General features: G+C 65.4%; 28 protein-coding genes. 17 read left to right on the top strand and 11 right to left on the bottom strand.

Annotation, left to right across the window (positions count from 1 at the left end; translation table 11 throughout):
* The 8 genes from ACT53T_RS23840 to ACT53T_RS23875 form a co-directional block, all read left to right on the top strand.
* Positions 1-372 (top strand): hypothetical protein (locus ACT53T_RS23840; protein ID WP_476163158.1); only part of this gene is annotated, 372 nt, incomplete at its 5' end.
* A gap of 135 nt (positions 373-507) precedes the next feature.
* Positions 508-1530 carry a glycoside hydrolase family 19 protein gene (locus ACT53T_RS23845; protein WP_476163159.1) on the top strand — a complete coding sequence of 341 codons (1023 nt, stop codon included), beginning with the start codon at positions 508-510 and terminating at the stop codon, positions 1528-1530.
* 1 nt (position 1531) lies between these two features.
* The gene (locus tag ACT53T_RS23850; RefSeq protein ID WP_476163160.1) at positions 1532-2071 is read left to right on the top strand and encodes a P-loop NTPase family protein; all 540 of its coding nucleotides are present in this window, start codon (positions 1532-1534) and stop codon (positions 2069-2071) included.
* Between the two features lie 9 nt (positions 2072-2080).
* Complete coding sequence (locus ACT53T_RS23855) at positions 2081-2209, top strand: hypothetical protein (RefSeq protein ID WP_476163161.1); 129 nt, start codon at positions 2081-2083, stop codon at positions 2207-2209.
* 10 nt (positions 2210-2219) lie between these two features.
* Complete coding sequence (locus ACT53T_RS23860) at positions 2220-2606, top strand: hypothetical protein (RefSeq protein WP_476163162.1); 387 nt, start codon at positions 2220-2222, stop codon at positions 2604-2606.
* On the top strand, positions 2596-2835 hold the full coding sequence (locus tag ACT53T_RS23865) for a hypothetical protein (RefSeq protein WP_476163163.1): 240 nt from the start codon (positions 2596-2598) through the stop codon (positions 2833-2835). Before ACT53T_RS23860 ends, ACT53T_RS23865 begins: the two co-directional genes overlap by 11 nt.
* Positions 2832-3152 (top strand): hypothetical protein, encoded by a 321-nt coding sequence (locus tag ACT53T_RS23870; protein ID WP_476163164.1) that lies wholly within the window; start codon positions 2832-2834, stop codon positions 3150-3152. The genes ACT53T_RS23865 and ACT53T_RS23870 overlap by 4 nt, the downstream gene beginning before the upstream one ends.
* Positions 3149-3364: a hypothetical protein gene (locus ACT53T_RS23875; RefSeq protein ID WP_476163165.1), complete on the top strand. Its 216-nt coding sequence runs from the start codon at positions 3149-3151 to the stop codon at positions 3362-3364. Before ACT53T_RS23870 ends, ACT53T_RS23875 begins: the two co-directional genes overlap by 4 nt.
* A 484-nt stretch (positions 3365-3848) precedes the next feature.
* Here the strand turns inward: ACT53T_RS23875 and ACT53T_RS23880 are convergent, their stop codons facing one another.
* Positions 3849-4058 carry a hypothetical protein gene (locus ACT53T_RS23880; RefSeq protein WP_036297023.1) on the bottom strand — a complete coding sequence of 70 codons (210 nt, stop codon included), beginning with the start codon at positions 4056-4058 and terminating at the stop codon, positions 3849-3851.
* Between the two features lie 265 nt (positions 4059-4323).
* Between ACT53T_RS23880 and ACT53T_RS23885 the strand changes: the two genes are divergently transcribed.
* Positions 4324-4650, top strand: a complete 327-nt coding sequence (locus ACT53T_RS23885; protein WP_476163166.1) for a polyhydroxyalkanoic acid system family protein — start codon at positions 4324-4326, stop codon at positions 4648-4650.
* A gap of 4 nt (positions 4651-4654) precedes the next feature.
* On the opposite strand, the gene sciP is transcribed toward ACT53T_RS23885, so the two are convergent.
* Positions 4655-4954 carry a CtrA inhibitor SciP gene (sciP, locus tag ACT53T_RS23890; RefSeq protein WP_476163167.1) on the bottom strand — a complete coding sequence of 100 codons (300 nt, stop codon included), beginning with the start codon at positions 4952-4954 and terminating at the stop codon, positions 4655-4657.
* A 214-nt stretch (positions 4955-5168) separates the two neighbouring features.
* Between sciP and ACT53T_RS23895 the strand changes: the two genes are divergently transcribed.
* Positions 5169-5558: a hypothetical protein gene (locus tag ACT53T_RS23895; RefSeq protein ID WP_400767502.1), complete on the top strand. Its 390-nt coding sequence runs from the start codon at positions 5169-5171 to the stop codon at positions 5556-5558.
* Here ACT53T_RS23895 and ACT53T_RS23900 read toward each other — a convergent pair.
* Entirely contained in the window at positions 5552-6013 is a 462-nt protein-coding gene (locus ACT53T_RS23900; protein WP_018265133.1) for a response regulator, read from the bottom strand. The two genes, ACT53T_RS23895 and ACT53T_RS23900, sit on opposite strands and share 7 nt — an antisense overlap.
* A 121-nt stretch (positions 6014-6134) precedes the next feature.
* On the opposite strand from ACT53T_RS23900, the gene ACT53T_RS23905 reads away from it, so the two are divergent.
* Both ACT53T_RS23905 and ACT53T_RS23910 read left to right on the top strand, forming a co-directional pair.
* Positions 6135-7259, top strand: a complete 1125-nt coding sequence (locus tag ACT53T_RS23905; RefSeq protein WP_476163168.1) for a sensor histidine kinase — start codon at positions 6135-6137, stop codon at positions 7257-7259.
* Between the two features lie 36 nt (positions 7260-7295).
* On the top strand, positions 7296-8003 hold the full coding sequence (locus tag ACT53T_RS23910) for a glutathione binding-like protein (RefSeq protein WP_476163169.1): 708 nt from the start codon (positions 7296-7298) through the stop codon (positions 8001-8003).
* 6 nt (positions 8004-8009) lie between these two features.
* Here ACT53T_RS23910 and ACT53T_RS23915 read toward each other — a convergent pair whose 3' ends face one another.
* The 3 genes from ACT53T_RS23915 to ACT53T_RS23925 form a co-directional block, all read right to left on the bottom strand.
* Positions 8010-8144 (bottom strand): hypothetical protein, encoded by a 135-nt coding sequence (locus ACT53T_RS23915; RefSeq protein WP_400767498.1) that lies wholly within the window; start codon positions 8142-8144, stop codon positions 8010-8012.
* Between the two features lie 110 nt (positions 8145-8254).
* The gene (gene recG, locus ACT53T_RS23920; RefSeq protein WP_476163170.1) at positions 8255-10357 is read right to left on the bottom strand and encodes an ATP-dependent DNA helicase RecG; all 2103 of its coding nucleotides are present in this window, start codon (positions 10355-10357) and stop codon (positions 8255-8257) included.
* Between the two features lie 65 nt (positions 10358-10422).
* The gene (locus ACT53T_RS23925; protein ID WP_476163171.1) at positions 10423-11196 is read right to left on the bottom strand and encodes an SDR family oxidoreductase; all 774 of its coding nucleotides are present in this window, start codon (positions 11194-11196) and stop codon (positions 10423-10425) included.
* A gap of 391 nt (positions 11197-11587) precedes the next feature.
* On the opposite strand from ACT53T_RS23925, the gene ACT53T_RS23930 reads away from it, so the two are divergent.
* Positions 11588-12271, top strand: coding sequence for an outer membrane protein (locus ACT53T_RS23930; RefSeq protein ID WP_476163172.1), 684 nt, complete (start codon positions 11588-11590; stop codon positions 12269-12271).
* A gap of 58 nt (positions 12272-12329) precedes the next feature.
* On the opposite strand, the gene ACT53T_RS23935 is transcribed toward ACT53T_RS23930, so the two are convergent.
* A complete protein-coding gene (locus ACT53T_RS23935) occupies positions 12330-12473 on the bottom strand; it encodes a hypothetical protein (protein ID WP_018265126.1) in 144 nt (47 codons plus the stop codon).
* Positions 12474-12740: 267 nt separating this feature from the next.
* Between ACT53T_RS23935 and ACT53T_RS23940 the strand changes: the two genes are divergently transcribed.
* Both ACT53T_RS23940 and ACT53T_RS23945 read left to right on the top strand, forming a co-directional pair.
* The gene (locus tag ACT53T_RS23940) at positions 12741-13097 is read left to right on the top strand and encodes a hypothetical protein (RefSeq protein WP_476163173.1); all 357 of its coding nucleotides are present in this window, start codon (positions 12741-12743) and stop codon (positions 13095-13097) included.
* 52 nt (positions 13098-13149) lie between these two features.
* Positions 13150-13671 carry a hypothetical protein gene (locus ACT53T_RS23945; protein ID WP_476163174.1) on the top strand — a complete coding sequence of 174 codons (522 nt, stop codon included), beginning with the start codon at positions 13150-13152 and terminating at the stop codon, positions 13669-13671.
* 18 nt (positions 13672-13689) lie between these two features.
* On the opposite strand, the gene ACT53T_RS23950 is transcribed toward ACT53T_RS23945, so the two are convergent.
* Genes ACT53T_RS23950 through ACT53T_RS23960 form a run of 3 tightly spaced genes read right to left on the bottom strand, consistent with a single transcriptional unit; the run spans position 13690 to position 18207 of the window.
* Positions 13690-15501, bottom strand: coding sequence for a serine/threonine-protein kinase (locus tag ACT53T_RS23950; RefSeq protein WP_476163175.1), 1812 nt, complete (start codon positions 15499-15501; stop codon positions 13690-13692).
* 12 nt (positions 15502-15513) lie between these two features.
* On the bottom strand, positions 15514-16383 hold the full coding sequence (locus tag ACT53T_RS23955) for a protein phosphatase 2C domain-containing protein (RefSeq protein ID WP_476163176.1): 870 nt from the start codon (positions 16381-16383) through the stop codon (positions 15514-15516).
* A 15-nt stretch (positions 16384-16398) separates the two neighbouring features.
* The gene (locus tag ACT53T_RS23960; RefSeq protein ID WP_476163177.1) at positions 16399-18207 is read right to left on the bottom strand and encodes a trypsin-like peptidase domain-containing protein; all 1809 of its coding nucleotides are present in this window, start codon (positions 18205-18207) and stop codon (positions 16399-16401) included.
* 207 nt (positions 18208-18414) lie between these two features.
* Here ACT53T_RS23960 and ACT53T_RS23965 point away from each other — a divergent pair, with 207 nt between their 5' ends.
* Together ACT53T_RS23965 and ACT53T_RS23970 are read left to right on the top strand one after the other, a co-directional pair.
* Complete coding sequence (locus tag ACT53T_RS23965; RefSeq protein ID WP_018265121.1) at positions 18415-18645, top strand: hypothetical protein; 231 nt, start codon at positions 18415-18417, stop codon at positions 18643-18645.
* Between the two features lie 54 nt (positions 18646-18699).
* On the top strand, positions 18700-20280 hold the full coding sequence (locus ACT53T_RS23970; protein WP_400767482.1) for an OpgD/OpgG family glucan biosynthesis protein: 1581 nt from the start codon (positions 18700-18702) through the stop codon (positions 20278-20280).
* A gap of 6 nt (positions 20281-20286) precedes the next feature.
* Here the strand turns inward: ACT53T_RS23970 and ACT53T_RS23975 are convergent, their stop codons facing one another.
* Positions 20287-21669 (bottom strand): glycosyltransferase family 4 protein, encoded by a 1383-nt coding sequence (locus ACT53T_RS23975; RefSeq protein ID WP_476163178.1) that lies wholly within the window; start codon positions 21667-21669, stop codon positions 20287-20289.
* Positions 21670-21878 lie beyond the last annotated feature (209 nt).

Here is a 21878-nt window from a genome sequence, read left to right on the forward strand (position 1 = left end):
GACGCCCAATGGATCTTCGACATGGGCTCGGACGGCAAGTCGCCGCGCGGCTCGGTCGCAACGACGACGGGCGGCGCTGGCGCCATCACCGTGACCGGCTCCTCCGGCGTGATGCTCGGCGCCGTCACACAGTTGGGGCTCGCTTGGACGCCGGGCACGATATCGATGTTCGTGAATGGCGTGCTGATCGGCTCCGCCTCGAGCGCGCAGATCAACACGGTCAAATCGGGCGGCGCCGCCACGCCATACATCAATGGCGCGTTCAAGGGGACGATCTACCGCGTTTATGAAGAAGACTTGACTGTTTCCGGCAATGCAGCGGCCGCAGTGGCGGCAAGCAGCTATGCGCTCAACAGCGGACGCTTCGTCTAGCGCTCGTCATTCCAAAGGCGCGCGGCTGAAATAGCGCGCGCTCCAACATTCATCAAAGCACATCGAAGCCCCATTCGCTCGCCGATCGCGCGAGCGCTTTCGCGCGCCTATGCGCGCCATCCTCAAAGGTGAGAAATGACCGATTGGAACGCAGTAATTCGCGCGACCGCAGACTCGCGCGGCAAGACGCCCGACCCGAAGATCATCGCCATGATCGCGGATCATGCGGACGATCAATTCCCGACGTGGGACGTCACGACGATCCGTCGGCAGGCCGCGCTGCTCGCGCATATTTGCGTCGAGACCGCGAATTTCACGGCGCTCGAGGAAAATCTGAATTACTCGGCCGAGCGGCTGCATGAGGTCTGGCGGAAGCGCTTTCCGACCGTCGAAAGCGCGACGCCTTTCGCGCACAATCCGAGAGCGCTTGCGAACAAGGTCTACGGCGGCAGGATGGGCAATCGTGCCGGCACGGATGATGGATGGCTCAATCGCGGAAAGGGCCTGTTGCAGTCGACGGGCCACGACAACGCCGCCGAGCTGGGAAATAAGCTCGGCGTCTCGCCCGAAGTCGCGAGCGCCTGGCTGATCCATCCAGATCACGCGCTCGAATGCGCGTGCGCTCTCTTTGTGCTGCTCGGCGCCATGCCGGCGGCGGATAGCGGAGATGTCGTCGTGCAAACGAAGCGCATCAATGGCGGCAAGAACGGCCTCGCGGAGCGTCACGCGGCTTATGCGCGGGCGATGCGCGCGCTCTCCCGAGAAGCGGCGAAGGCGCGCGTCGAGGCGTCGCAGGATAGCGTTGAGCCAACGGAACCACCGGCTTCGGTGCGCGAACTCCGCGCCGCCGGCTCGCGCACGATCAAGGGCGCCGATCAGGCGCAACAGGGCGTCGCCGGCGCGATGGTTTCCGTCGCCGGCGCATCGGCTGCGCTGTCGCAGATCAAGGACGCCGCCGACCAGGCGCAGGAAGCGGCGACGGCCCTGCAGAGCGGCGTCTCGACGCTCGAGGCGCTGCGCGATTATTGGCCACTGCTCGCCGTGGCCGCGCTCAGCGCCGGCGCCGCCTATTTCGTCTGGCGCGCCTGGCGCGGCGCGGCGCTGGTCAAGGCGGCCCGCGTCGATGACGCCGCCTCTGGCCTCAATATCGGGCGGTGACATGGCGCCGCTCATCATCGGCATTTCGGGGCCGTCCGGCTCCGGCAAGAGCTTCGCGGCGCGTCACCTTGTCGAGCGCCATGGCTTCCAGCGGACACGCTTCGCCGAGCCGCTGAAGGCGATGCTACGCGCCCTCGGCTGCTCGGAAGAGGAGATCGAAGGCGCGCGGAAGGAATCGCCGAGCGCCGTCCTCTGCGGCCGCACGCCTCGCGAGGCAATGCAGCTGCTCGGCACAGAATGGGGGCGCGATCTCATCGCTCCCGATCTCTGGGTAGAGGCATGGCGGCGCACTGTCGCCGACCTTCGCGAGCGCGAGCCGCGTGTCCGCATCGTGGTCGACGATGTGCGCTTTCTCAATGAGCGCGCGGCGATCTGGTGGCTCGGCGGCGCGACATGGCGGATCGATCGCGCCGCCGCGCGGACGCCGAGCGCGCCAACGCATGTCAGTGAGACGCAGCCATTCGGCTGCGATCTCCACGTCGGCAATGACGGCGACGAAGAGGCCTTCCGCGCCGCGCTCGATGCAGCGCTGCTGAAATAGGAGATAACGATGGTCGAGATGATCAAAGAGCTTACGGAAGCGCTGGGCGCCGTGGCGGCGCTCGGCCTCGCCGTCGGCATAGGCCGCCCGCTGCTCTATGTCGGATGGCTCGCCCTGATACGCGGGCGGATCGGCTGAGGGCGCGCTCATGTCGATCCTCGCCCTCCTCCCCATGCTGCTCAAAGGCGCGCTCGACGCACTCTCGGCGGCGGTCCGCACGCCGATCGGCGCGGCGGCGCTCGCCGCCGGCCTCACCTGGCTCGTCGTCGGCCACAATGAGCGCGCCGCCTGCTCGGCGCGCGCGGAGGCGCTGCGCCTCGAGCTCCAACGCGCGGCCGACGCCGAGCATGCGCGGCGTGAATCCGCGATCGGCGTGGCCGACGCCGCCGGCCGCGCCGAAGCCGACGCCCTCGCCCGCAAAAACCTCGATCTCGAAATCCGACTGAAGGAAGCCGCCGATGCGTCCGCCGCTCTCGATCGCAGCCCTTGCCTTACTCGCGACAGCGTCATGCGCCTCGAAAGACTTGCCCGATAGCAGCCGGACCGAGCCGGTGCGCGAGCTGGCGCACGCCGAGGCGCCCGACGATCTCGACAAGCCTTGCGAACGGCCGATCAGGCTGCCTCCGCGCGCGCTCGCCGCCGGCGAGGTCGAGCGGCTGTGGGGCCGCGACCGCGTCGCACTTACGAGCTGCGGCGATCGGCACGCCGCGAATGTGAAATGGCGTGAGCGTCGGGATTTGGGGCTGGCCGGGGAAGCGAAATGACCGAGCTGACGAAAGAGGACGTGAAGGCCGCTGTGCGCGAGGTGATGGCGGAAAAATTCGAGACGACGCTCGGCATAGATTGCCGCAAGCCGGAGGAGCGGGTGGAGACGCGCAAGGATATGGAATTTCTGCGCAGCGCCCGGCTCGAGGATCTGCGGGAGGGCGACGAGATCCTCGAGGATCGAAAATTCGTGCGGGCGCTCCGCTCCGGCGCGCGCAAGGGCGGCGAGAAAATATTCTGGTGGGCGATCGGCATTCTGGGGACGTCGGCCCTCGCCGTGTTCTGGCCCGACATTTCCAAGCATATCGGCAAATGAGCGACGTGCGACCGCCGCTCGCGGCGGAGCTGGCACTGGTGACGGCGGCGCTCGACGCGCTGCTCGAGCGTGAACCGCCGCTTTCGCCCGCCGTGCGGCAGTTGGTCGCGCCATGGCGAGAGGTTGCCGCGAGGGCCAGAGACTACGCGTTTAGAGAGCCGCCACGGCCGCCGCCCGATGGCGATCCTCGCGACCTCGACCATATCGTGTAAGCAAGAGCCCCGCCGTTCCATCGGCGGGGCTTTTTGCGTTTCAGGGCGCGCGGCGGCTGCGAAAGAGTGGGACACGGCCATTGACGCCGCGCTGATATCATTCGATTATTTCGCTGGCTGGAATGCGTCGCGTTTCTGTCCAACCAGTTGAAACACAACAGAATGGCCAGTCCCTCCACTCCTGCCTCGGCTTGAGGTCGCGTTGAAGGTCGCACCTCACCAATGAAGTCGCCTCACGGATGGCTGCGACCGCGCATCAAGGGGCAAATGTTGGTATGGCGTTGGTATATCTCGGATGCTATGTAGTTATTTCAACTAGTTAGGCAATAAATAGAGTCCTGCTCGGGGAGCCAACCGCATCTTTCCTCTCGAGGCCGACTTTATTCTGCCGAAACATCCTTCGGCGGACCGAAGTGGATGCCCTACTCGGACATGCCTTCTTCCGCCGCCCGCTCTCCACGACGGAAGCTCGGCGCCTCGGTCTTCAGAAATCGTCTATGTCCGAGAGCACCGCGTGAACTTGGCCCATAATGGCCGAGAGCATGTAAAGCGCCGCATGCTGCGGATTGCCGTGACACGCCTTGGCGGCCACGATGATAACCGACGATATATTGACCGACATTGCGAGAAGAATGTCGTCTACCGTCTGCCTTTCCCGCTCGACTTCAATAAAATCCTTGATATCACGGAACATGACAGCGTCTAGCTCCTCACATATCTCGGATATATTTCCACTTATATTCATAATCATACTGGCCTCCAGCTTGGATTTTTAGTTCTGCAGCTTATTGCTGCTGCAATAATTTAGATTCGAAATCCATTTCATTACAATTAGATTTAATGATCGCTTTATAATGGCCTACGCTGTCCTTATGTAAGGATTCGGCGCACGGCCGCCGCGGTCGCCCCCTGTGAAATCCGTCTCTCGGCGCCTAGATTGGCGGCACGGGAGCCTCGCTATGCAAAAATCCATCGTCATCACCGTGAGCCATGATCTCGGCGTCGAGACGGCGCGGGCGCGCGTCGCCGCTGGGCTCGAGCAGCTGCGGCGGGACTATGTGGACAAGCTCGCCCATTCCGAGGTCGTCTGGGCCGGGAACGCCGCCGATCTGAAGGTCGGCGCCTTCGGCCACAATATGCAGGCGCGCATAGACGTGCTCGCCGATTCGCTGCGCATAGAGGTCTGGCTGCCCTGGCTGCTGGCGGCTCTGGCGGGGCCGATTCAGACCGCGCTCGCCCACCGCGCCGGCGAGGCGCTGCGGATCGAGCACAAGCCGCAGGGCTGACGGCTCAGCGCTTGCCCGCGGCGAGGCGCGCGGCGCGGCGGCGATAATATTGCAAGCGAGTCGTGCGCAAGCTGTCGACGCCATGGCGGTCGATGCAGCTCGCCCACGCCTCGAACTCGTCCTGCGTCAGCGAATAGCGCCGGCAGACATCGTCCAGCGAGACGACGCCGCTGCGCACCGCCGCCACCACTTCGGCCTTGCGACGCACCACCCAGCGCGTCGTGGGCGGCGGCAGACAGGCATAGGCGATTCGATTCGCGGCCTCGTCGCCGGGGCCGAACGTCGTCGGATCAAGCGTCATCATGGCGCCGCTCCACAAAGAAGCTTTCGCATCACAATCGCGAAAAACGACCCGCCGCCTCGAGCGGCGAGATTTGTGACATTTCCAGCAAAGGCTGAAGAAAGTGTTGCCGCGCGCGCAAGCGCGAGAGACGAGCTTAACCACATCCGCTCGCGCCGCCGGCCAGCGGCCGCGCCATGGTCTAGACTAGGCTTTCATTCGCTATCGGAGGCGTCCCATGTCGAAAGCCCTGCTCGTCGCATCGATCGTCTTCGCAGGCGTCGCAATCGCGGCCTCGGCGCGCGCGGAGCCATTCGCGCGGGACCGCCAGCGCGAGGGCGGCGCGGGGCCTTCGCGCGCGCAGGCCGCCGAGCAGCGACGCGATCTGTGGGAGGCGCGCGAGCAGGCCTATGAGCAGCGCCGGCGTCAGCGCGAGCGGCAGAGACACGCCCCTCCCCCCGGCCAGAACGCCGGCGGCCCTGCGCCCTACGGCTACGGAGCGCCATATGGCGGCGGCTATGGCGCGCCCTACGGCGGCGGCTACTACGGAGATTACGTCAATCCGCCGCCGCGCCAGGCGCCGCCGCCCTCGCCGCGCGGGCTGCACGACGGCCTCTGGTATTACTGACGCGTCGCCGGCTCGCCGCGCCGCTCCAGCGCCGAGCTCACGATCTCCAGCGCGATGGCGAGCAGCGCCTCGGCGTCATTGGGCTTGACGAACACCTTATCGGCGCCGGCCCGCATCGCCTCCTCATGGATCGACGGCGCGGTGGAGGTCGTCAGCACGAAAACCGGAAGCTCCTTCAGCAGCAGCGAGCGGCGCAGCGACTTCAGGAACTTCACGCCGTCGAGCCGCGGCATGTTGAGGTCCAGCACCAGCACATCCGGGAGCTTGTCGGTGATCTCCTCGCGCGAGACGAGAAAGATCGCGTCCAGCCCATTGTCGACCTGCTCGCATTCTATGTCGCGCTCCAGCAAGGAGCGCACGGAATCGAGGGCGCGCTTGAACAGGAAGACGTCGTCCTGATCGTCCTCGATGATCAATACGCGGCAGGCCCGATTCTTCGTCTCGACAGCGGACATCACAATCCCCATCTTCTCGACTTGCGCTCGTTTCTCAGACGCTGTCTCCTATCAGATAGGATGCGGTCGCCCCGCGCGCAGCAACGAGCGCTGACAGATGCGCGCGACGAGGGGTGCGAGGATGAGCTTCGACAGCATAGGCGACGATCATTTTCGCCTCGCGGTAGAGTCGGCGCCTGCCGCCATGATCGTCAGCAGCGCCGATGGACTCATTCAATTCGTCAACGCGGAGACCGAGCGTATGTTCGGTTATCGTAGCGACGAACTGGTTGGAAAGTCCATCGATATTCTCGTCCCCGCGCGCATGCGGGCGGCGCATTCCTCCTTGCGTCAGAGCTTCCTCGCGCATCCGAGCAAGCGGCCGATGGGCGCCGGCCGCGATTTGAAGGCGACGCGGCGCGACGGCAGCGAGTTTCCGGTCGAGATCGGCCTGACGCCGATCGAGAGCGAGAGCGGCGCGGTCGTGCTGGCCACCGTGCTCGACATCACCGCGCGGCGCGAGGCGGAGAACGCGCTGTCGCAGCGCGCGGCGGAGCTGGAGCGCGCCAATGAGCGTCTGGCGCAATTCGCCTATGTCGCCTCGCATGATCTGCAGGAGCCGCTGCGCAAGATCGCCGCATTCGCGGATATTCTCGAGCAGGCGATCTCCAGCGCCAATGAGAACGACATGAGCTACGCCAATAGCGTGATGCGCTCCTCGGCGCTGCGCGCGCGCGAGCTGGTCGACGATCTCCTCACCTATTCGCGCGCGATCAATGATGCGCAGAATGTGCAGGACCTCGATCTGCGCGACGAGCTGGACCTCGCCGTCGACGATCTCTCCGAGGCGATCGCGGAGAGCGGCGCGCGCCTGCGCATAGACGCGCCGCATGTCGCCTTTCGCGCCGACCGCTCGCAATTCGCGCGGCTGACGCATAATATCGTCTCCAACGCGCTCAAATATCGCAAGCCCGATCGCGCGCCGGAGATCGTCATCCAAGCGACGCAGAACGAGCGCGAGATCGTCGTCGCCTTCGCCGACAATGGCATCGGCTTCGAGAGCAAATATGCGCAGCTCGTCTTCGAGCCGTTCAAGCGGCTGCATCCGAAAGGCAAATATCCCGGCACCGGCATAGGACTCGCGATTTGCAAATCCATCGCCGATCGTCATGGCTGGCGGCTGTCCGTGACATCGCAGCCGGGACAAGGATCGACTTTCTTTGTCACGATTCCGGCGGGAAGAACGAATAATGGGAAAAGCGAATAGCGAGCAGCGCGCCCTCGCGCGACACGGAGACCTCATATGATCGACCTCCATTTTTGGCCCACGCCCAATGGCCACAAGATCACGATCTTTCTCGAGGAGGCGGGGCTCGCCTATAAAATCGTCCCCGTCGACATTTCGAAAGGCGAGCAATTTTCTCCGGCCTTTCTCGCTATCTCGCCGAATAATCGCATGCCGGCCATCGTCGACCATGCGCCGGCGGATGGCGGCGCCGCTGTCTCGCTGTTCGAATCCGGCGCGATCCTCGTCTATCTCGCCGAGAAGACGGGGCGCTTTCTGCCGAGCGATCTGCGTGGACGCGCGCGCGTGCTCGAATGGCTGTTCTGGCAGGTCGGCGGGCTCGGCCCCATGGCCGGGCAGAACCATCATTTCCGCAATTATGCGCCGGAGAAGATTCCTTACGCGATCGATCGCTATGTGAACGAGACCAATCGCCTCTATGGCGTTCTGGACAAGCGCCTCGCGGGACGAGACTACATCGCCGATGACTATTCCATCGCGGATATGGCCGCCTATCCCTGGATCGTCCCATATGAGCGGCAGGGACAGTCTCTCGATGACTTTCCCAATGTGCGGCGCTGGCTCGAGACGATGCGCGCGCGGCCGGCGGTCGAGCGCGCCTATGCGAAAGGCGAGATCCTCTCCCGCCCGCGCGACGGCTTCACGGAAGAGGAGCGCAAAATCCTCTTCGGCCAGACGGCCGCGAGCCTGCGCGGCGCCGGCTGAGCGCGCTCATTCGCCCTGCTTCTGGCGGCGCTTCTTGTTCCGCCAGGAGGCGAAGAAAACGACGGCGAGAAAGACGTTTATGCCGAGGACCCATTTGTCGCTCCACGCCAATTGGCTCCAGATCGTGTGCAGATAGGACAATTCGCTCTCCCTTTGCGGGCGCTCGCCGCCCGCTTTTTTTCATTTTCGCCGCGCCGCGGCTCGGGTCTGGAATTTACGCGCAATGGCGCGCCCGATAAAGGCCCCGGCGATCATCCCGCCCGCAGCAGCTTCACCGCCTCGTCGCGCTCGAAGAGATAGAGCAGAACCCTCAGCGCCTCGCCGCGCGGGCCGGAGAGGTCCGGGTCACGGCGCAGGGTCAGCTCGACATCGTCGCGCGCTATGGCCAGCAGCCGCGCATGAGCCGTGAGATCGACCAGGCGGAAGCCCGGCAGGCCGGATTGCCGCGCGCCGAGAATTTCTCCTTCCCCGCGCAGGCGCAAATCCTCCTCCGCTATGCGGAAGCCGTCCTCGGTCTGGCGCAGCATCACCAGCCGCGCCTTGGCCGTCTCGCCGAGCGGGCCTTTGTAGAGCAGAAGGCAGGAGGATTTGCCGGAGCCGCGGCCGACGCGCCCGCGCAGCTGATGCAATTGCGCGAGGCCGAAGCGTTCGGCGTGCTCGATCACCATGACCGTCGCCTCGGGCACGTCGACGCCGACCTCTATGACGGTGGTGGCGACGAGAATGCGCGTTTCGCCCTGCTTGAACGCCTCCATTGCGGCGTCGCGCTCGGGCGCTTTCATGCGGCCGTGAACAAGGCCGACGATCTCGCCGAAAATGCGCGTCAGATCCTCGTGACGATCCTGCGCGGCGGCGAGATCGAGGTCCTCATTCTCCTCCACCAGCGGGCACACCCAATAGACGCGCGCGCCGCAAGCGAGAGCGCGGCGCACGCCCTCCACCACATCGCCGATGCGCGACACCGGCAGCGCGCGCGTGTCGATGGGCGAGCGGCCGGGCGGCTTCTCGTCGAGGATGGAGCTGTCCATATCGCCGAAATAGGTGAGCGCTAGCGAGCGCGGGATCGGCGTCGCCGTCATCACCAGAACATCGACGCTCTCGCCCTTGGCGCCGAGCGCCAGACGCTGCTGCACGCCGAAACGATGCTGCTCATCGACGACGGCGAGGCCGAGATCGGCGAAGGTGAGCTCGCTCTGCACCAGAGCGTGCGTGCCGATGACGATATCGACGCTTCCGGCCGCAATGGTCTCGTAGAGACGCGCGCGCTCGGAGGGCTTGGCTCGTCCAGTGAGCAGGCAGAGGCGCAGGCCCGCCGCTTCGGCGAGCGGCAGCAGGCGCTCATAATGCTGGCGCGCGAGAATTTCCGTCGGCGCCATCAATGCCGCCTGCCGGCCGCATTCGACGACGCTCGCCATCGCCAGCAGCGCGACAATGGTCTTGCCGGCCCCGACATCGCCCTGCAGCAGCCGCAACATGCGTCGCGAAGACGCCAAATCCTCGCGTATCTCGACGAGCGCGCGCTGCTGCGCGCCGGTGAGCGCATAAGGCAGCGCGGCTTCTATGATGCGCGTGATGCGTCCGTCGCCGGCGTTCTCGCGGCCCGGCTCGCGCCGCATCTTCGAGCGGATGAGGCGCAACGCAAGTTGCTGCGACAGCAGCTCGTCCAGCGCGAGGCGCTGGCGCGCCTTGCTGGCCGGCTCTATGTCGGCCGGCGATTTGGGGTTTTGCGCCGCGGCGAGCGCGCTCGCGAAATCGGGAAGGCCGTTGGCCTCGAGCACCGAGGCGTCCTGCCACTCCGGCAGCTTGGGCAAGCGCTCCAGCGCTCCGGCGACGGCGCGCTGCACGAAGCGCTCTTGCAGCCCTTCCGTGAGGCCATGCACCGCCTCCGCCGGCGGCAGCTTGGCGAGGCCCGCCTCGTCCAGCACGCGATCGGGATGCACGATCTGCCGGCGCCCGTCATAGAGCTCGATCTTGCCGGAGACCCAGCGCGTCGCGCCTATGGGCAGGCTCCGCTCGATCCAATCGGCGTTGGAGAGGAAGAAGACCAGCTCGGCGTCGCCGGTGTCGTCCTCGACATGGACTTTGAACGGCGCCTTGGCGTAGCGCCCCTGCGGCTTGCGATGCTCGGTGACGCGCACCTTCAGCACGACGACGCGATCCGTCGGCGCCTCGGCGATGGCGGGGCGCAGGCTGCGGTCGACGAGATTGATCGGCAGATGAAACAGCACGTCAATGAGGCGCGTCTCCTTGCCCGGCCGGGCGAGCAGCCGGTCGAAATGCTTGGCCGTCTTGGGGCCTATGCCCGGAAGGGCGGCGGCGCGGCCGAACAGCGGATCGAGGATCGAGGGACGCATTCGCGCCTTTTCCCTTATCGGCGCGGATTTGTCATGCCCGGCGACGTCGATTGCCCGGCGACGCGCTAATCCGGCAGCACGTCCGGCGTCTCCCAGGCGAGATGCTGGCCGCCGTCCACGGCGATCATCTGCCCGGTGACGCTGCGCGCCTCGGCGAGGAACACCACCGCGTCGACGACGCCGGACACATCCGCCGGCCGGCGCAATGGCACGCCGCGCGCTTCCGTCTCGAAGCCCTTCTGACCATGGACGGCGTTGGGAAACACGGGCCCCGGCCCCACGGCGTTGACGCGAATGCGCGGCGCGAAAGCCTGCGCCATTGTGCGCGTCGCCGTCCAAAGCGCGGACTTTGCGAGCGTATAGGTGAAGTAGCGCGGCGTCAGGCGAAACACACGCTGATCGACGATGTTGACGATCGCGCCTTCCGCCTCCTGCGGCAATTGCGCGGCCATGTCGCGCGCCAGCAGCAGCGGCGCGCGCAGATCGACCGCGAATTGCCGATCGAACACCTCGACCGAGAAATCCTGCGCCGCGTCGAGCTCGAACAAGGAGGCGTTGTTGACGAGCAGCGTCACCGGACCGAAAAAGCGCGCGGCGAGCCCCATCAGCGCCTCTGTCTCGCGCGCGTCGGAGAGATCGGCGCCGACCACCGCCGCACGGCCGCCCTTGGCGCGGATCGCCTGGGCGGCGAGCTCCGCCTCCTCTATGGAGCGATGCGAGGCGTGCAGCACCACAGGGCGCCCGCAATGCGCCAGCCGCGCGGCGATCGCCAAGCCGATGCGCCGCGCCGCGCCCGTCACCAGAACCGGCCCCGAACCGCCTGCGCCGCCAGCGCTCATCGCCCGAATCCCCATCATGCCGCCGTGAAAGGCAATTCTCACGCCGCGCCGGCGCGGTCAATGCGCCCTCGAGACGTAACCGCGGCTGAATTTACCGATTATTAGGCAATCTCAACGCCTCTATGCGACGTGATGATCCAATTCAAAATGGATAATGGCCAGAATGGCTCGGTTAATGCTAAATATAACATGGTTTCGACACAATCAATACATTCCAGCGCATCGTGGTTTTGCTTCGCCCGCAGCGCGGGCTCGGGCGCGGAAAGGTTCCGTTAACGTGAACGATTTTAATTCGACTGAGCTCTGGCTGGGCCTTGCCCCTCGCCTGCGCCGAGTTTTGTGACCGCGAGCCGAAGGCCCTTTAAGGCGCGCGAATGTGGAGTCGAGTTCGATGAGACCTATGCTGCTTCCTGCGCTGCTGGCGCCCGCTCTGCTCTGCGCCGGCGCCTCCGCCCTCGCCGCCGATCTGCCGCGGCGCTCCGCCCCCGCCACCGATTATTACAGCCCGCCGCCCGCCTTCACCTGGCAGGGCTTCTATATCGGCATCAACGGCGGCTATGCGCTGGGCTCGTTCCAGAACGGCAGCAGCAATCTGCTCGGCCAGCCCAACGGGTGGGTCGTCGGCGGCACCGCCGGCTATAATCTCACCTTCGCGCCCAACTTCCTCGTCGGCGTCGAAGGCGACTTCGATTTCAACAGCTCGAAGGATGGACGCTCGCCTTTCGTCGGCGTCTCCGGCAATGGCTCCGTCGACAACACATTCACCATTCGCGCGCGCGCCGGCGTCACCATCGATCGCGCTCTGCTGTTCGTCACCGGCGGCTTCGCCGGCAGCAACACGACGGCGAGCGTGAACAACGCCTTCCAAGGCTTCTACGGCCAGCAGTCGAAATTCCTCGCCGGCTGGGCGCTCGGCGCCGGCATCGAATTCGGCCTCGCGCCCAATCTCTCCGCCAAGGCGGAATATCTCTTCACCTCCGTCGGCGGCGATCGCTATTTCGATTTCTCGGCCAATTCGCTGCAGACGAATATCGACACGTCGACGATCCGCGGCGGCCTCAATTATCACTTCTAGTCCATGACAGCGCCGATCCCGTCGAAAGACGGGGTCGGCTCGTTTCGCGTTCGACTCGTCAATGCGCGTGCGGCTTGCTCAAGGCGCGCGCGCTCGCTTTGAAAAGCAGATAGCCGACAATCGACACGGCGACGACGGCGATCACCACGGCTTCGGCGAGCAAAGCGAAAACGATCGGGTCATTGGCTCCGTAAGTGGACATTGCCGATTCCTCCAGTCGCCTGTGCGATAATTCGAGACGCCAGGCTTGCATGAGAGATTAGGCTTCGCGGCTCTGCGCGACGAGCGCGCGCGGGGCCGCAGCGTCAATCGACCGCAATCACGAAAATCTCAGACAAAACGCGACGAATTTGATTTTCGTCAAAAGGCGTCGCAACGAAGAAACGCACTCGCCGCTGTGGATCGGCGACATAGGTTCAACCGCGTTCGCGCATATTCGTTCCAAGCGCAGACGAAGGAGAACCGCATCATGAGCACAGTCGTCAGATTATCGATCGTCGGCGCCGCGGCGCTCGTCATCGGCATGCTCGGCGTCGACGCCGCCGTGGCCAAGGAGAAGCGCTGTCGGCAAATCTGCGAAGAGAAAACCGAGTATGAGCCGCCGAAATCGGAACAGCCGAACTGCGAGCACAGAACGAGCTATGTGCGCCGCATCGTCGAGCGCCGGACCGTCTATGTGTCGCAGCCCGAGGTGGTGGCGACGCCGGTGATCGCCTATCCCGCCTACTCCTATGGCTACGCCTACCCGTACGGCTACGCCGGCTATGGCGGCTATGGCGCCGGCTATGGCCTCGTCGGCGCCAGCTTCGGCGGCTGGGGCTGGTGAGGCTCTCCCCACCGCGCGGCGCGTGAAGAGCCGCTGACGACAGTATGGCGCGATGGGCGAAAAAACGTCGCGCCATACGTCTTTGGATGATGCGCCGCCTCGCGCGAATGCTCGTTTGACAATGTCGAGACCGCGCCCGATAGTTCAGCCGGGGATTTTTTTCAGGCTGACGAAGATGATCGACGAACATAAGGGCGATTTAATCGGCGACGCATCCGATACTGCGGCTTCGCCGAAGCTCTCCCGCCGCGCTCTATTATTGGGGCTTTTCGCTTTGCCGATCGCCGCGCTCGATGCCGGGCCCGCTCGCGCTCAAGCCGAGTTTTTCGGAATGGCGGCCGAGCTGGCGCGCAGGGCAATGCGTGGCGGCGGCAATGGCGGCGGCTATCCCTATCGCACGCGTCGGCCTCCGCCGCGCCAGCACGTCCATCACAGTGGCGGCGGCTCGCGACACGCATCGCGACGCAGCCATCGAGATGATGGCGGCGGCCATGCGAACGGCGGCGGCGACAAGAGTGGAAACGGCGGAAGCGCCGATAGCAGCGCGACGGGGCTCGGCAAGGCGGATTACTGATCCGGCCGTGCCGCGGCGTCAATATTTGCCCGATTTGCGGAGCGCCTCCAGCGCCTCCGCGGCGCCCGGAAAATCCTGCGCCTTGGCGAGGCGAAACAGATCGCCCGCTTTTTTCGCATCTTTCTTCAGCACATTGGGCACGCCCTTCTCATAGGCCCTGCCCAGCCAGAACTGGCCGCGCGGATTATTCTGCTCCGCCGCTTTCATATACAAGCGCACGGCCTCCTCGACATTCTCGCCGCCCTCCACGTCGCCATTCTGATACATATTGCCGAGCACCGCCTGCGCTTCGGGGAAATCTTTATCGGCGGCCTTCTTGATCCATTTGAAGGCGGTCGGAAGATGCTGCGGCCGTCCCTGCCCTTTCAGCGCGATCATGCCGAGGATGAATTGCGCCTCGCGCTCGCCTGAGCTGGCGAGCGCCTCGCCGATCGACGCGGCGCGGTCGAACTCTTTCTCCTTCACCGCTCTGCGCAGATCGGCGATTGTCGAGGAGGCGCCGAGGGACGCCTGCTCGACGGTCGCGGTCTTCTGGCCGGGGACAGTCGAGGGCTGGCAATCGGCGATGCTGAAGCCCTCATTGCATTTGGGCTTGGCCGGCGGCGCATCATTCGTCAGAACGGCCGGACGGTCGATCTCGCTCCGCGCCGGCTTGATCTCGCCGGTCTGACCATAATCCAAAGTCTTCGTCGTCGGACGACGCTCGCTCTCCAGCTCGACGGCCGCGCGCCGCTCGCGTTCGGCCTTGTCGAGCTCGCGCTTCTTATTGACGCTGTCGCCGTCGCCGCCGAACAGCAGCGGCGCGACGGCTGCAAAGGCGACGACAGCCACCGACACGCCCTGCACGGCCGGGTGCAGCGATTTGAAGCGCCGGACCAACGAGGTCGAACGGCTCTTGGCGACCGCCAAAGCGACGGATGGCAAGGAAGCGGCGGAGCCGGCGCTCGCGCTCGTCTGCGTCGCTTTGTCGAGAAGATGGGCGGGGCTCTGCACGATGGATGTGGCGTCGACGCGCAGCACAGTCGCGCCTATGGCGTCGCTGAAGGCGCGGATCGACGGATAGCGCTGCTCCGGCCGTTTCGAGAGCGCCTTCATGATCGCGGCTTCCAGCTCCGGCGTCACGCCGGGAATGCGCGGCACCAGCGGCGGCGGATCTCTGCCGATCTGCGCTTGCAGCAGCTCCACCTCGTCGAGCCCGGCGAAGGGCGCCGCGCCGGAGAGAATCTCATAGAGAACGACGGCGAGCGCATAGAGATCGCTGCGCTCGTCGCCCTCGCTGCCGCGTCGCTGCTCCGGCGCCATATAGAGCGGCGTGCCGATCGCCGTGCCGGCGCGCGTCATGCGCACGCTGCCCTGCACGCGGGCGATGCCGAAATCCATGATCTTCACGCGGCCATCATTGCCGATCATCAGATTGGACGGCTTTATGTCGCGATGGATCACGCCCATCTGATGCGCATAGGCGACGCCGTCGGCGGCCTGCGAGACGATGGCGAGACATTCCTTCACGCCGATCGGCCCGCCGCGCTCGCGCAGAACGTCGTCGAGCGCGCGTCCGCGCACCAGCTCCATCACCATATAGAGGTCGCGGCCATCGGGCAGCAGCGAGTAGAGCGTGGTGATATTGGGGTGATTCAAGCGCGCGAGGCTCTGCGCCTCGGCCTTGAAGCGCCCGACGAATTCAGGATCCTGCGTCAGCTCGGGGCGCAGCGATTTGATCGCCACCTCGCGCTCGATGAATGTGTCGAAGGCGACATGCACCTTGCCCATGGCCCCGGCGCCGAGCAGCTCGACGATGCGGTAATGGCCGATCATTTTCTGGTCGCTCATGACCTCATGCCTCTATCGAACGACGATGACGCGCGTCGGCGGCGCGACATCCGCGACGACGGAAATCTTCTGCGTCGCGGCCTGATCGCGCGCGCCCGGCGGCGGCGCGACGATCTGAAACACGCCGACGGAAATATTGTCGTGGCCGCCCGCCGCGAGAGCGGCCTCCACCAGCAAATGGCAGGAGTCCTGCGGCGAGCGATCGGAGATCGCGGCAACGAGCTGCGCCTTCGAAACGAGATTGGAGAGCCCGTCCGAGCACAGAATGATCGTGTCGCCGATCGCGAGCGGCAATCCTTCCGACCAAATGGTCGGCGCGACCTCCTTGCGTGTTCCGACCGCCTGCAGAATGACATTGCCGCCGGGGCTGCGCTCGGCCTCCTCCTGCGTCATCACGCCCTCACGCACCAATTGCGCATGCAGCGTCTGATCGTCGGAGAGCTGCGTCGCCTCGCCGCCGCGCAAGATATAAGCGCGGCTGTCGCCGACATGGGCGAGCCAAAGTCTGCCATCGCGAATGACGACGGCGGTGCAGGTCGTGCCCATGCCCTTGCATTCGGGCTCGCGCGCGCTCTGCTCGAAAATGGCGCGATTGGCGGCCTCGAAGGCCGCTTTCAGCGCGCGCGGCGGCTCGACGTCGAGCGAGTAGAACACGCGGCGCACGACTTCCGTCGCGAGAGCGCTCGCCACCTCGCCGGCGGCGTGGCCGCCCATGCCATCGGCGACGATGGCGAGATAGCCCATTCTCGCCTCCGGCGCATCTTGCGCCGGCGCGACATAGGCGACGCTGTCCTCATTGGAGGAGCGCACGCGGCCGACATCGGTCCGCATCGCGCCGACCACGCGGAAAGCGCCCAATGGAGCCTCGCGCTCCGTCGCCATTTCCCCGACCTTCGATCAGTTGCGCTGCGCGCGCAGCAGGTCGCGCCCGAATTTGATCGGCACGGCGAGCGTCACGCGCGCGTCGCCGCGGCTGCGGCTGTAGGTGAACAGGCCGATGACCTTGCCATTGGCGTTGAACACCGGCCCGCCGCTATTGCCGGAGCCCGTGGCCAGCACGCTGAGCTGAATGCGCTCGCCGGCGCTGGTCAGCGTGACGCCGTCCTTCTCCTTATAGCCGGTGGAGAGCTTGGAGACGATGCCATCCGTCACCGTCGCCTCGGGAATGACCTCGTTCTGAACGCGCGTCAGGCCGTTCTCCACCGTCACCTGACGCTGGACATTCTCCACCGAAATGCCGGGATAGCCGAGCACGATGACCTTCTCGCCGATCGTCACCTGATCGTCGTCGGCGAGCTCGACCTTCTCGAGGAGCTGCGGCGAGTCGATCTTGATGAGCGCGGCGTCGGAATCCGCCGAAGCGCGCACCAGCGAGGCGTTGACGCCGAGCCGCGCGCCGGGAAAACGCACCTCGAGCTGCTCATTGCGGCCCTCGAAAGTGCGCTGCTCATTGCGCGTCATGTCGGGGATGTTGTTGCGGCCGATCGGAATGGCGACGCTCGACGGAAAAATGACGCCGCCCGCTTCCGGCACCCACATGTTGAGATCGGCGTAATCCTCAGATTCGAGATCGATGACGCCGATAGGCTTCCGCAGCTTCGCGTTTTTGGCGCCGGGGCCGCCGCCGAGATCGAACACATAGCCGAGGCGCGGAGAATCGTAAGTCACCTTCCAGCCGGCGGCGACATGCTTGTTGGTGAGCAGATAGCCCTGCTCGCTGATGACGAAGCCGGAGCCGCGCCCGGCGCCGGCGATCTGCAGATTGGAGCGCTGATCGTCCTCGAGCGTCAGCCAGCGCACGACCTTGCCATTGGGCAGGCGCACATAGGCGGGCAGCGTGTCCTTTCCGAACCGGAAGGTCTGATGGAAGATCGGCTTGCCGGTCTGCGTGTCGAAGAGACGCCAGCGCAGATCGACGCGCGCGGTGGCGTTGGAATATTTATTGTAGATGTCGAGCGGCGTCATGCCGATGAGATTGGTCTTCACCTCGCCCTGCAGCGCGGCGCTGCGCTGATCGGCGTGCTTGGCGTCCGCCTTCACATCGGCGAGCTCGGCCTGATGGCGCTCGTCGTCCTTGATCTGCTTCCAATAGACGGCGCCGCCGCCGAGCGCGATGAAGGCGAGCAGACCGGCCGCCACGGCGCCCCAGGTGCGGCCCGCCGATCGGCGCTCCTCGACGATCAGCCGCTGCACCGTCTCCTGCCCGACGCCGGCCTTGTGCGGAGGCGCCTGGGTCGAGGTCGAGCCGATCTCGGCGACAGCGGTGGAGGCCGCCGTCTGCGCCGTTTCGATCAGCCGGGTCGCGGCGGAATCGTCTATGCCGATGACGCGCGTGCGCGCCGCGAAGCTGGCCGGCCGGGGCTGCAGATCGAAGGTGAATTTCGGCCCCTTGGCGCCGCCGAGCTCGATCTTGTCCTCGGGCAGCAGCTCGGCGTCTTGCGAGATGCGCTGGCCGTTGAGGAAAGTGCCATTGCTGGAGCCGAGGTCGATCAGCTTGAACTTCAGATCGTCGCCTTCGCCCTCGATGCGGATGACGGCGTGCTGCCGGCTGACGACGCCGTCTATGGTGGGATCGAAAGCGATTTTCGATGTCGGATCGCGGCCGATGGTGATCTCTTTCAGATCGCCGATCGGAAGCTGCTCGATCTGATTGGCCTTCGACCCCGACAAATGTCGAATGACGACGCGCTCGACGACTCCACCCATAGCCCTGCCCCTGAAAAAACAGCGACTTTGCTTCAGCGCACGAAAAAAACAAAAAAAAGCGCCCGCGTCGCCCCCAATTACAGAATACCAGCGGCGCGCGGCGCATCGCAAGAGGCGTTCCGCGGCCTTTGGGGGCGCCGACTTGCGCCGGGCCGGCCGATCGTATAGCAGGTTCCTCTGGACGATGAGCGCGGAGTCCTTCGCCCGATGAGCAAGAAGCCGTTGAACCTGGTGCATTTGTCGACTCTGGTCGCCGTCGCGATCCTGGTCGGCACGGAGCTCGTCGCGACCTCCTGGGCCGCCGGCTGGGCGCTCGGCGGCCTGTTTCAGCTCGATCCGGCCATCAGCCGCATTTTCGAGATCGTCTTCGCGCTGGCCGGTCTGGTCGGCCTGTATTTCTTCATGCGCACAGCCGTCCGCCACGAGCCTATCCGCTGATTTTTCGACCCTAGGCCGACGACAGGCGCTTCCCCGCCCCGCGAGGTTCCCTGCATGATCGACGACACGGATCGCCGCTCCTTCCTCAAGGCCGCGGCCGCTACAGGCGCGCTCGGCGCAATGAGCGCGAATGAGGCCGACGCCCAGCCCGTCCCCGGCCGTCTCGACCTCGGCCCAGCCGAGCCCTTCTCATTCGAGCGGCTGAAGGAGACCGCCCGCCGCCGCATAGCGGAGCCCTTCCGCCCGCCGAGCCAGCCCGATCCGCAGATCACCTCCAAGATCGACTATGAGGCCTGGGGCAAGATCAGCTACGACACGAATTATGCGCTCACCACGGGCGCCGGCCGTTTCCCGGTCGAATTCTTCCACCTCGGCATGTTCTTCAAAAAGGCCGTCCGCTTCTATGCGGTCGAGAACGGCCAGGCGCGCGAGGTGCTCTACAACTCCAAATATTTCGACATGCCGGACGATTCGATCGCCCGCCAGCTGCCGCCGGGCGCGGGCTTTGCCGGCTTCCGCATTCAGGAGCCCAAGGACGGGCCGCTCGACTGGCGCAAGAATGACTGGGCGGCTTTTCTCGGCGCCTCCTATTTCCGCGCCATCGGCGAATTGCGCCAATATGGGCTCTCGGCGCGCGGCGTCGCGCTCGACACTTGGGTCTCCGGCCGGCCGGAGGAGTTTCCAGATTTCACCAATGTCTATATCGGGCCGGAGACGGAAGACGGGCTGCCGCTGCATCTCCTGCTCGAAGGTCCCTCCATTGTCGGCGCGTTTCGCATCTTGGCGAAGCGCGGCAAGGGAGTCGTGATGGACGTCGACTGCTCGCTGCATTTGCGCGGCGCCTTCGAGCGTTTCGGCATCGCGCCGCTCACCTCCATGTATTGGTTCTCCGAGACCAAGAAGCCGACCGCCGTCGACTGGCGGCCGGAGGTGCATGATTCCGATGGTCTCGCAATGTGGACCGGCCGCGGCGAGCGTCTGTGGCGTCCGCTCAACAATCCAGATCGCGTGATGGCTTCCGCTTTCGGAGACGAAAATCCGAAAGGCTTCGGCCTGCTGCAGCGCGACCGCAATTTCGATCATTATCTCGACGGCGTTTTCTATGATCGCCGCCCGAGCGTGTGGATCGAGCCCAAGGGCGATTGGGGCAAGGGAACGATTCAGCTCGTCGAGATTCCGACCGACGACGAGATCCACGACAATATCGTCGCAATGTGGGTTCCGGCGAAGCCCGCCGTTCCCGGCGCGTCTTTCGACTTCTCCTATCGCCTGCATTGGCTCGCCGACGAGCCCGATCCGACGCCGCTCGCGCGCTGCGTCGCGACGCGGCTCGGCAATGGCGGCCAGCCCGGCAAGCCGCGCCCCAAAGGCGTGCGCAAGTTCATGGTGGAGTTTCTCGGCGGACCGCTCGAGCGTCTGCCCTTCGGCGTGAAGCCGGAGCCGGTGCTGTGGTCCTCGCGCGGAAGCTTCTCCTACATCTACACGGAAGCTGTGTTCGACGGCGTGCCGGGACATTGGCGCGCGCAATTCGATCTCACCGTCGACGGACATGACCCCGTCGAGATGCGGCTCTTCCTCGCGCATAAGAACGAAGCGTTGTCGGAGAACTGGCTCTTCCAATATCACCCGTTCTGAGGCGCCTCAGCGCGCCTCCAGGGCGACGTTTTCCGAAAGCCGGGCGGGATAGTCGCCCTCGCGCAGAAGGCGCGCCAGCGCCTCTGCGGAGCGCCCCCAGGACAATATGTCGCAGGCCGGCGCGGCGGGCGGAGCGGCCAGCGCCTCCTTCAGCCGGGCCAGCAGAGCGTCGCTGTCGCCCGGATCGAAATAGGACGCCCAGTCGCCGCCCACCTCGCGAAACACCGGAATGTCGCTCGCTATGGCGCGCGCGCCGAAATGCGCCGCCTCGACGAGCGGCAGGCCGAAGCCTTCGGCGATAGAGGGAAACACGAGCGCATGCGTGCGCTCGTAGAGATAGCGCAGATCGGCGTCGCTCGCGCCGCGCAGCCAGAACAGGCGACGGCCGAATTGGGGATGCTCCAGAATGCGCCGCTCGAGCGCCCGCACATTCCAGCCTTTCGCGCCGACGATGACATAGCGGACATCGGCGCCCTGCTCCCACCAGCGATCGAAGGCGCCGAGCGCGACTGCATGGCCTTTGCGCGGCTCCAGCGTGCCGACGCTGAGAAAGAGCGGCCGCCCGCCCGCCGCGGCCTCGACGGCGTTCGGCGACGGCGCCGCGTCGCCGGGCGCGCGAAAATCTGCGCCGAGCGGCCACCAGCCGAGGCGGAGGCCCGGCTTGCACGGCAGGCCGCGCTCCCGCGCATAGGCCTCGAGATCGTCGATGACGGACTTGGAGATGCCGACGATCGCGTCGCTCTTTCGAATGAGGAGATCGAACCATTCCACAAAGGCGCGATGCGCGGAATTCGTCACCACGGACGGATACAGGAGCGGAATGAGATCATAGAGGCAGCCGACCGTCTCGCCGCCGGCCTGCGCGACGATATCGATCATTCGCGAATATTCCGCCGTGAGGTGCCAGCCGGCGTCGAGCAGAAGAAATTTATCGCCCGCGGCCGGCGCCACCTCGTCGGGAAGATTATCGTGCAGAAAATGGGAAAAGAGCCTCCCATCCTCCATGAAGACGGGAATTCCGGCGCCGCTCTCGACCATGGCGCGCGCGATCTCGCGAACGACGCGCTGAATGCCGGTGCGGCCTATGGTGCGATGTGTCGCCGTCATATCGACGAGCAGCCGCGCATGCGCGGCGGGAGGCGGAATGTCGCCCGCGAGCGCCGTGCGCCACGCGCTCGCCTTATCGTCGCTCGGCTTTCGCCATACGCCGTCATGCAGCCGGCCGAGGCCGAGCAGACGCGTCACCGTCCAATAGAACTCGCGGGCTCGCGCATAGAAAAATTTCGTGGCGTCATCGACCTCGCTGCGCGCGAGCTCGTCGATCTCCGCCTTCATCTCCTGCAGAAGATAGGCCTCGATACGGCCCTCTCCCGACCTTTTTTCGACCATTTGCGCGCGACCTCGTCTGTGACGTCGCGGACAATAGCGGCCCGGTCGGGCAATTCCAAACGCGCATTCGGCGCGCATAGGCCGCCGAATGCGAGGACGCCGGCCGTGACCGCTGACGGATCGCGACCGGCGTAGCGCCAGCGAGAGTGCCCCGCTCAGCCCCCGTGGGAAATGATGGGGGCGAAATGAACCAGGGTGATGATCAGCGC

Source organism: Methylosinus sp. DMC45 (genome assembly GCF_056313885.1).

What these genes read in the sequence shown, in the direction of transcription:
- ACT53T_RS23950 (WP_476163175.1), bottom strand. Translation starts at nt 15,501, where the DNA reads ATGAGCGACCAGAAAATGATCGGCCATTACCGCATCGTCGAGCTGCTC.
- ACT53T_RS23900 (WP_018265133.1), bottom strand. Translation starts at nt 6,013, where the DNA reads ATGTCCGCTGTCGAGACGAAGAATCGGGCCTGCCGCGTATTGATCATC.
- ACT53T_RS23880 (WP_036297023.1), bottom strand. Translation starts at nt 4,058, where the DNA reads ATGTTCCGTGATATCAAGGATTTTATTGAAGTCGAGCGGGAAAGGCAG.
- ACT53T_RS23895 (WP_400767502.1), top strand. Translation starts at nt 5,169, where the DNA reads ATGTCGAAAGCCCTGCTCGTCGCATCGATCGTCTTCGCAGGCGTCGCA.
- ACT53T_RS23845 (WP_476163159.1), top strand. Translation starts at nt 508, where the DNA reads ATGACCGATTGGAACGCAGTAATTCGCGCGACCGCAGACTCGCGCGGC.
- ACT53T_RS23930 (WP_476163172.1), top strand. Translation starts at nt 11,588, where the DNA reads ATGAGACCTATGCTGCTTCCTGCGCTGCTGGCGCCCGCTCTGCTCTGC.
- ACT53T_RS23965 (WP_018265121.1), top strand. Translation starts at nt 18,415, where the DNA reads ATGAGCAAGAAGCCGTTGAACCTGGTGCATTTGTCGACTCTGGTCGCC.
- ACT53T_RS23970 (WP_400767482.1), top strand. Translation starts at nt 18,700, where the DNA reads ATGATCGACGACACGGATCGCCGCTCCTTCCTCAAGGCCGCGGCCGCT.
- ACT53T_RS23910 (WP_476163169.1), top strand. Translation starts at nt 7,296, where the DNA reads ATGATCGACCTCCATTTTTGGCCCACGCCCAATGGCCACAAGATCACG.
- ACT53T_RS23960 (WP_476163177.1), bottom strand. Translation starts at nt 18,207, where the DNA reads ATGGGTGGAGTCGTCGAGCGCGTCGTCATTCGACATTTGTCGGGGTCG.
- ACT53T_RS23925 (WP_476163171.1), bottom strand. Translation starts at nt 11,196, where the DNA reads ATGAGCGCTGGCGGCGCAGGCGGTTCGGGGCCGGTTCTGGTGACGGGC.
- recG (WP_476163170.1), bottom strand. Translation starts at nt 10,357, where the DNA reads ATGCGTCCCTCGATCCTCGATCCGCTGTTCGGCCGCGCCGCCGCCCTT.
- ACT53T_RS23945 (WP_476163174.1), top strand. Translation starts at nt 13,150, where the DNA reads ATGGGCGAAAAAACGTCGCGCCATACGTCTTTGGATGATGCGCCGCCT.
- ACT53T_RS23885 (WP_476163166.1), top strand. Translation starts at nt 4,324, where the DNA reads ATGCAAAAATCCATCGTCATCACCGTGAGCCATGATCTCGGCGTCGAG.
- ACT53T_RS23935 (WP_018265126.1), bottom strand. Translation starts at nt 12,473, where the DNA reads ATGTCCACTTACGGAGCCAATGACCCGATCGTTTTCGCTTTGCTCGCC.
- ACT53T_RS23870 (WP_476163164.1), top strand. Translation starts at nt 2,832, where the DNA reads ATGACCGAGCTGACGAAAGAGGACGTGAAGGCCGCTGTGCGCGAGGTG.
- ACT53T_RS23855 (WP_476163161.1), top strand. Translation starts at nt 2,081, where the DNA reads ATGGTCGAGATGATCAAAGAGCTTACGGAAGCGCTGGGCGCCGTGGCG.
- ACT53T_RS23975 (WP_476163178.1), bottom strand. Translation starts at nt 21,669, where the DNA reads ATGGTCGAAAAAAGGTCGGGAGAGGGCCGTATCGAGGCCTATCTTCTG.
- ACT53T_RS23905 (WP_476163168.1), top strand. Translation starts at nt 6,135, where the DNA reads ATGAGCTTCGACAGCATAGGCGACGATCATTTTCGCCTCGCGGTAGAG.
- ACT53T_RS23955 (WP_476163176.1), bottom strand. Translation starts at nt 16,383, where the DNA reads ATGGCGACGGAGCGCGAGGCTCCATTGGGCGCTTTCCGCGTGGTCGGC.
- ACT53T_RS23850 (WP_476163160.1), top strand. Translation starts at nt 1,532, where the DNA reads ATGGCGCCGCTCATCATCGGCATTTCGGGGCCGTCCGGCTCCGGCAAG.
- ACT53T_RS23860 (WP_476163162.1), top strand. Translation starts at nt 2,220, where the DNA reads ATGTCGATCCTCGCCCTCCTCCCCATGCTGCTCAAAGGCGCGCTCGAC.
- ACT53T_RS23940 (WP_476163173.1), top strand. Translation starts at nt 12,741, where the DNA reads ATGAGCACAGTCGTCAGATTATCGATCGTCGGCGCCGCGGCGCTCGTC.
- ACT53T_RS23875 (WP_476163165.1), top strand. Translation starts at nt 3,149, where the DNA reads ATGAGCGACGTGCGACCGCCGCTCGCGGCGGAGCTGGCACTGGTGACG.
- sciP (WP_476163167.1), bottom strand. Translation starts at nt 4,954, where the DNA reads ATGATGACGCTTGATCCGACGACGTTCGGCCCCGGCGACGAGGCCGCG.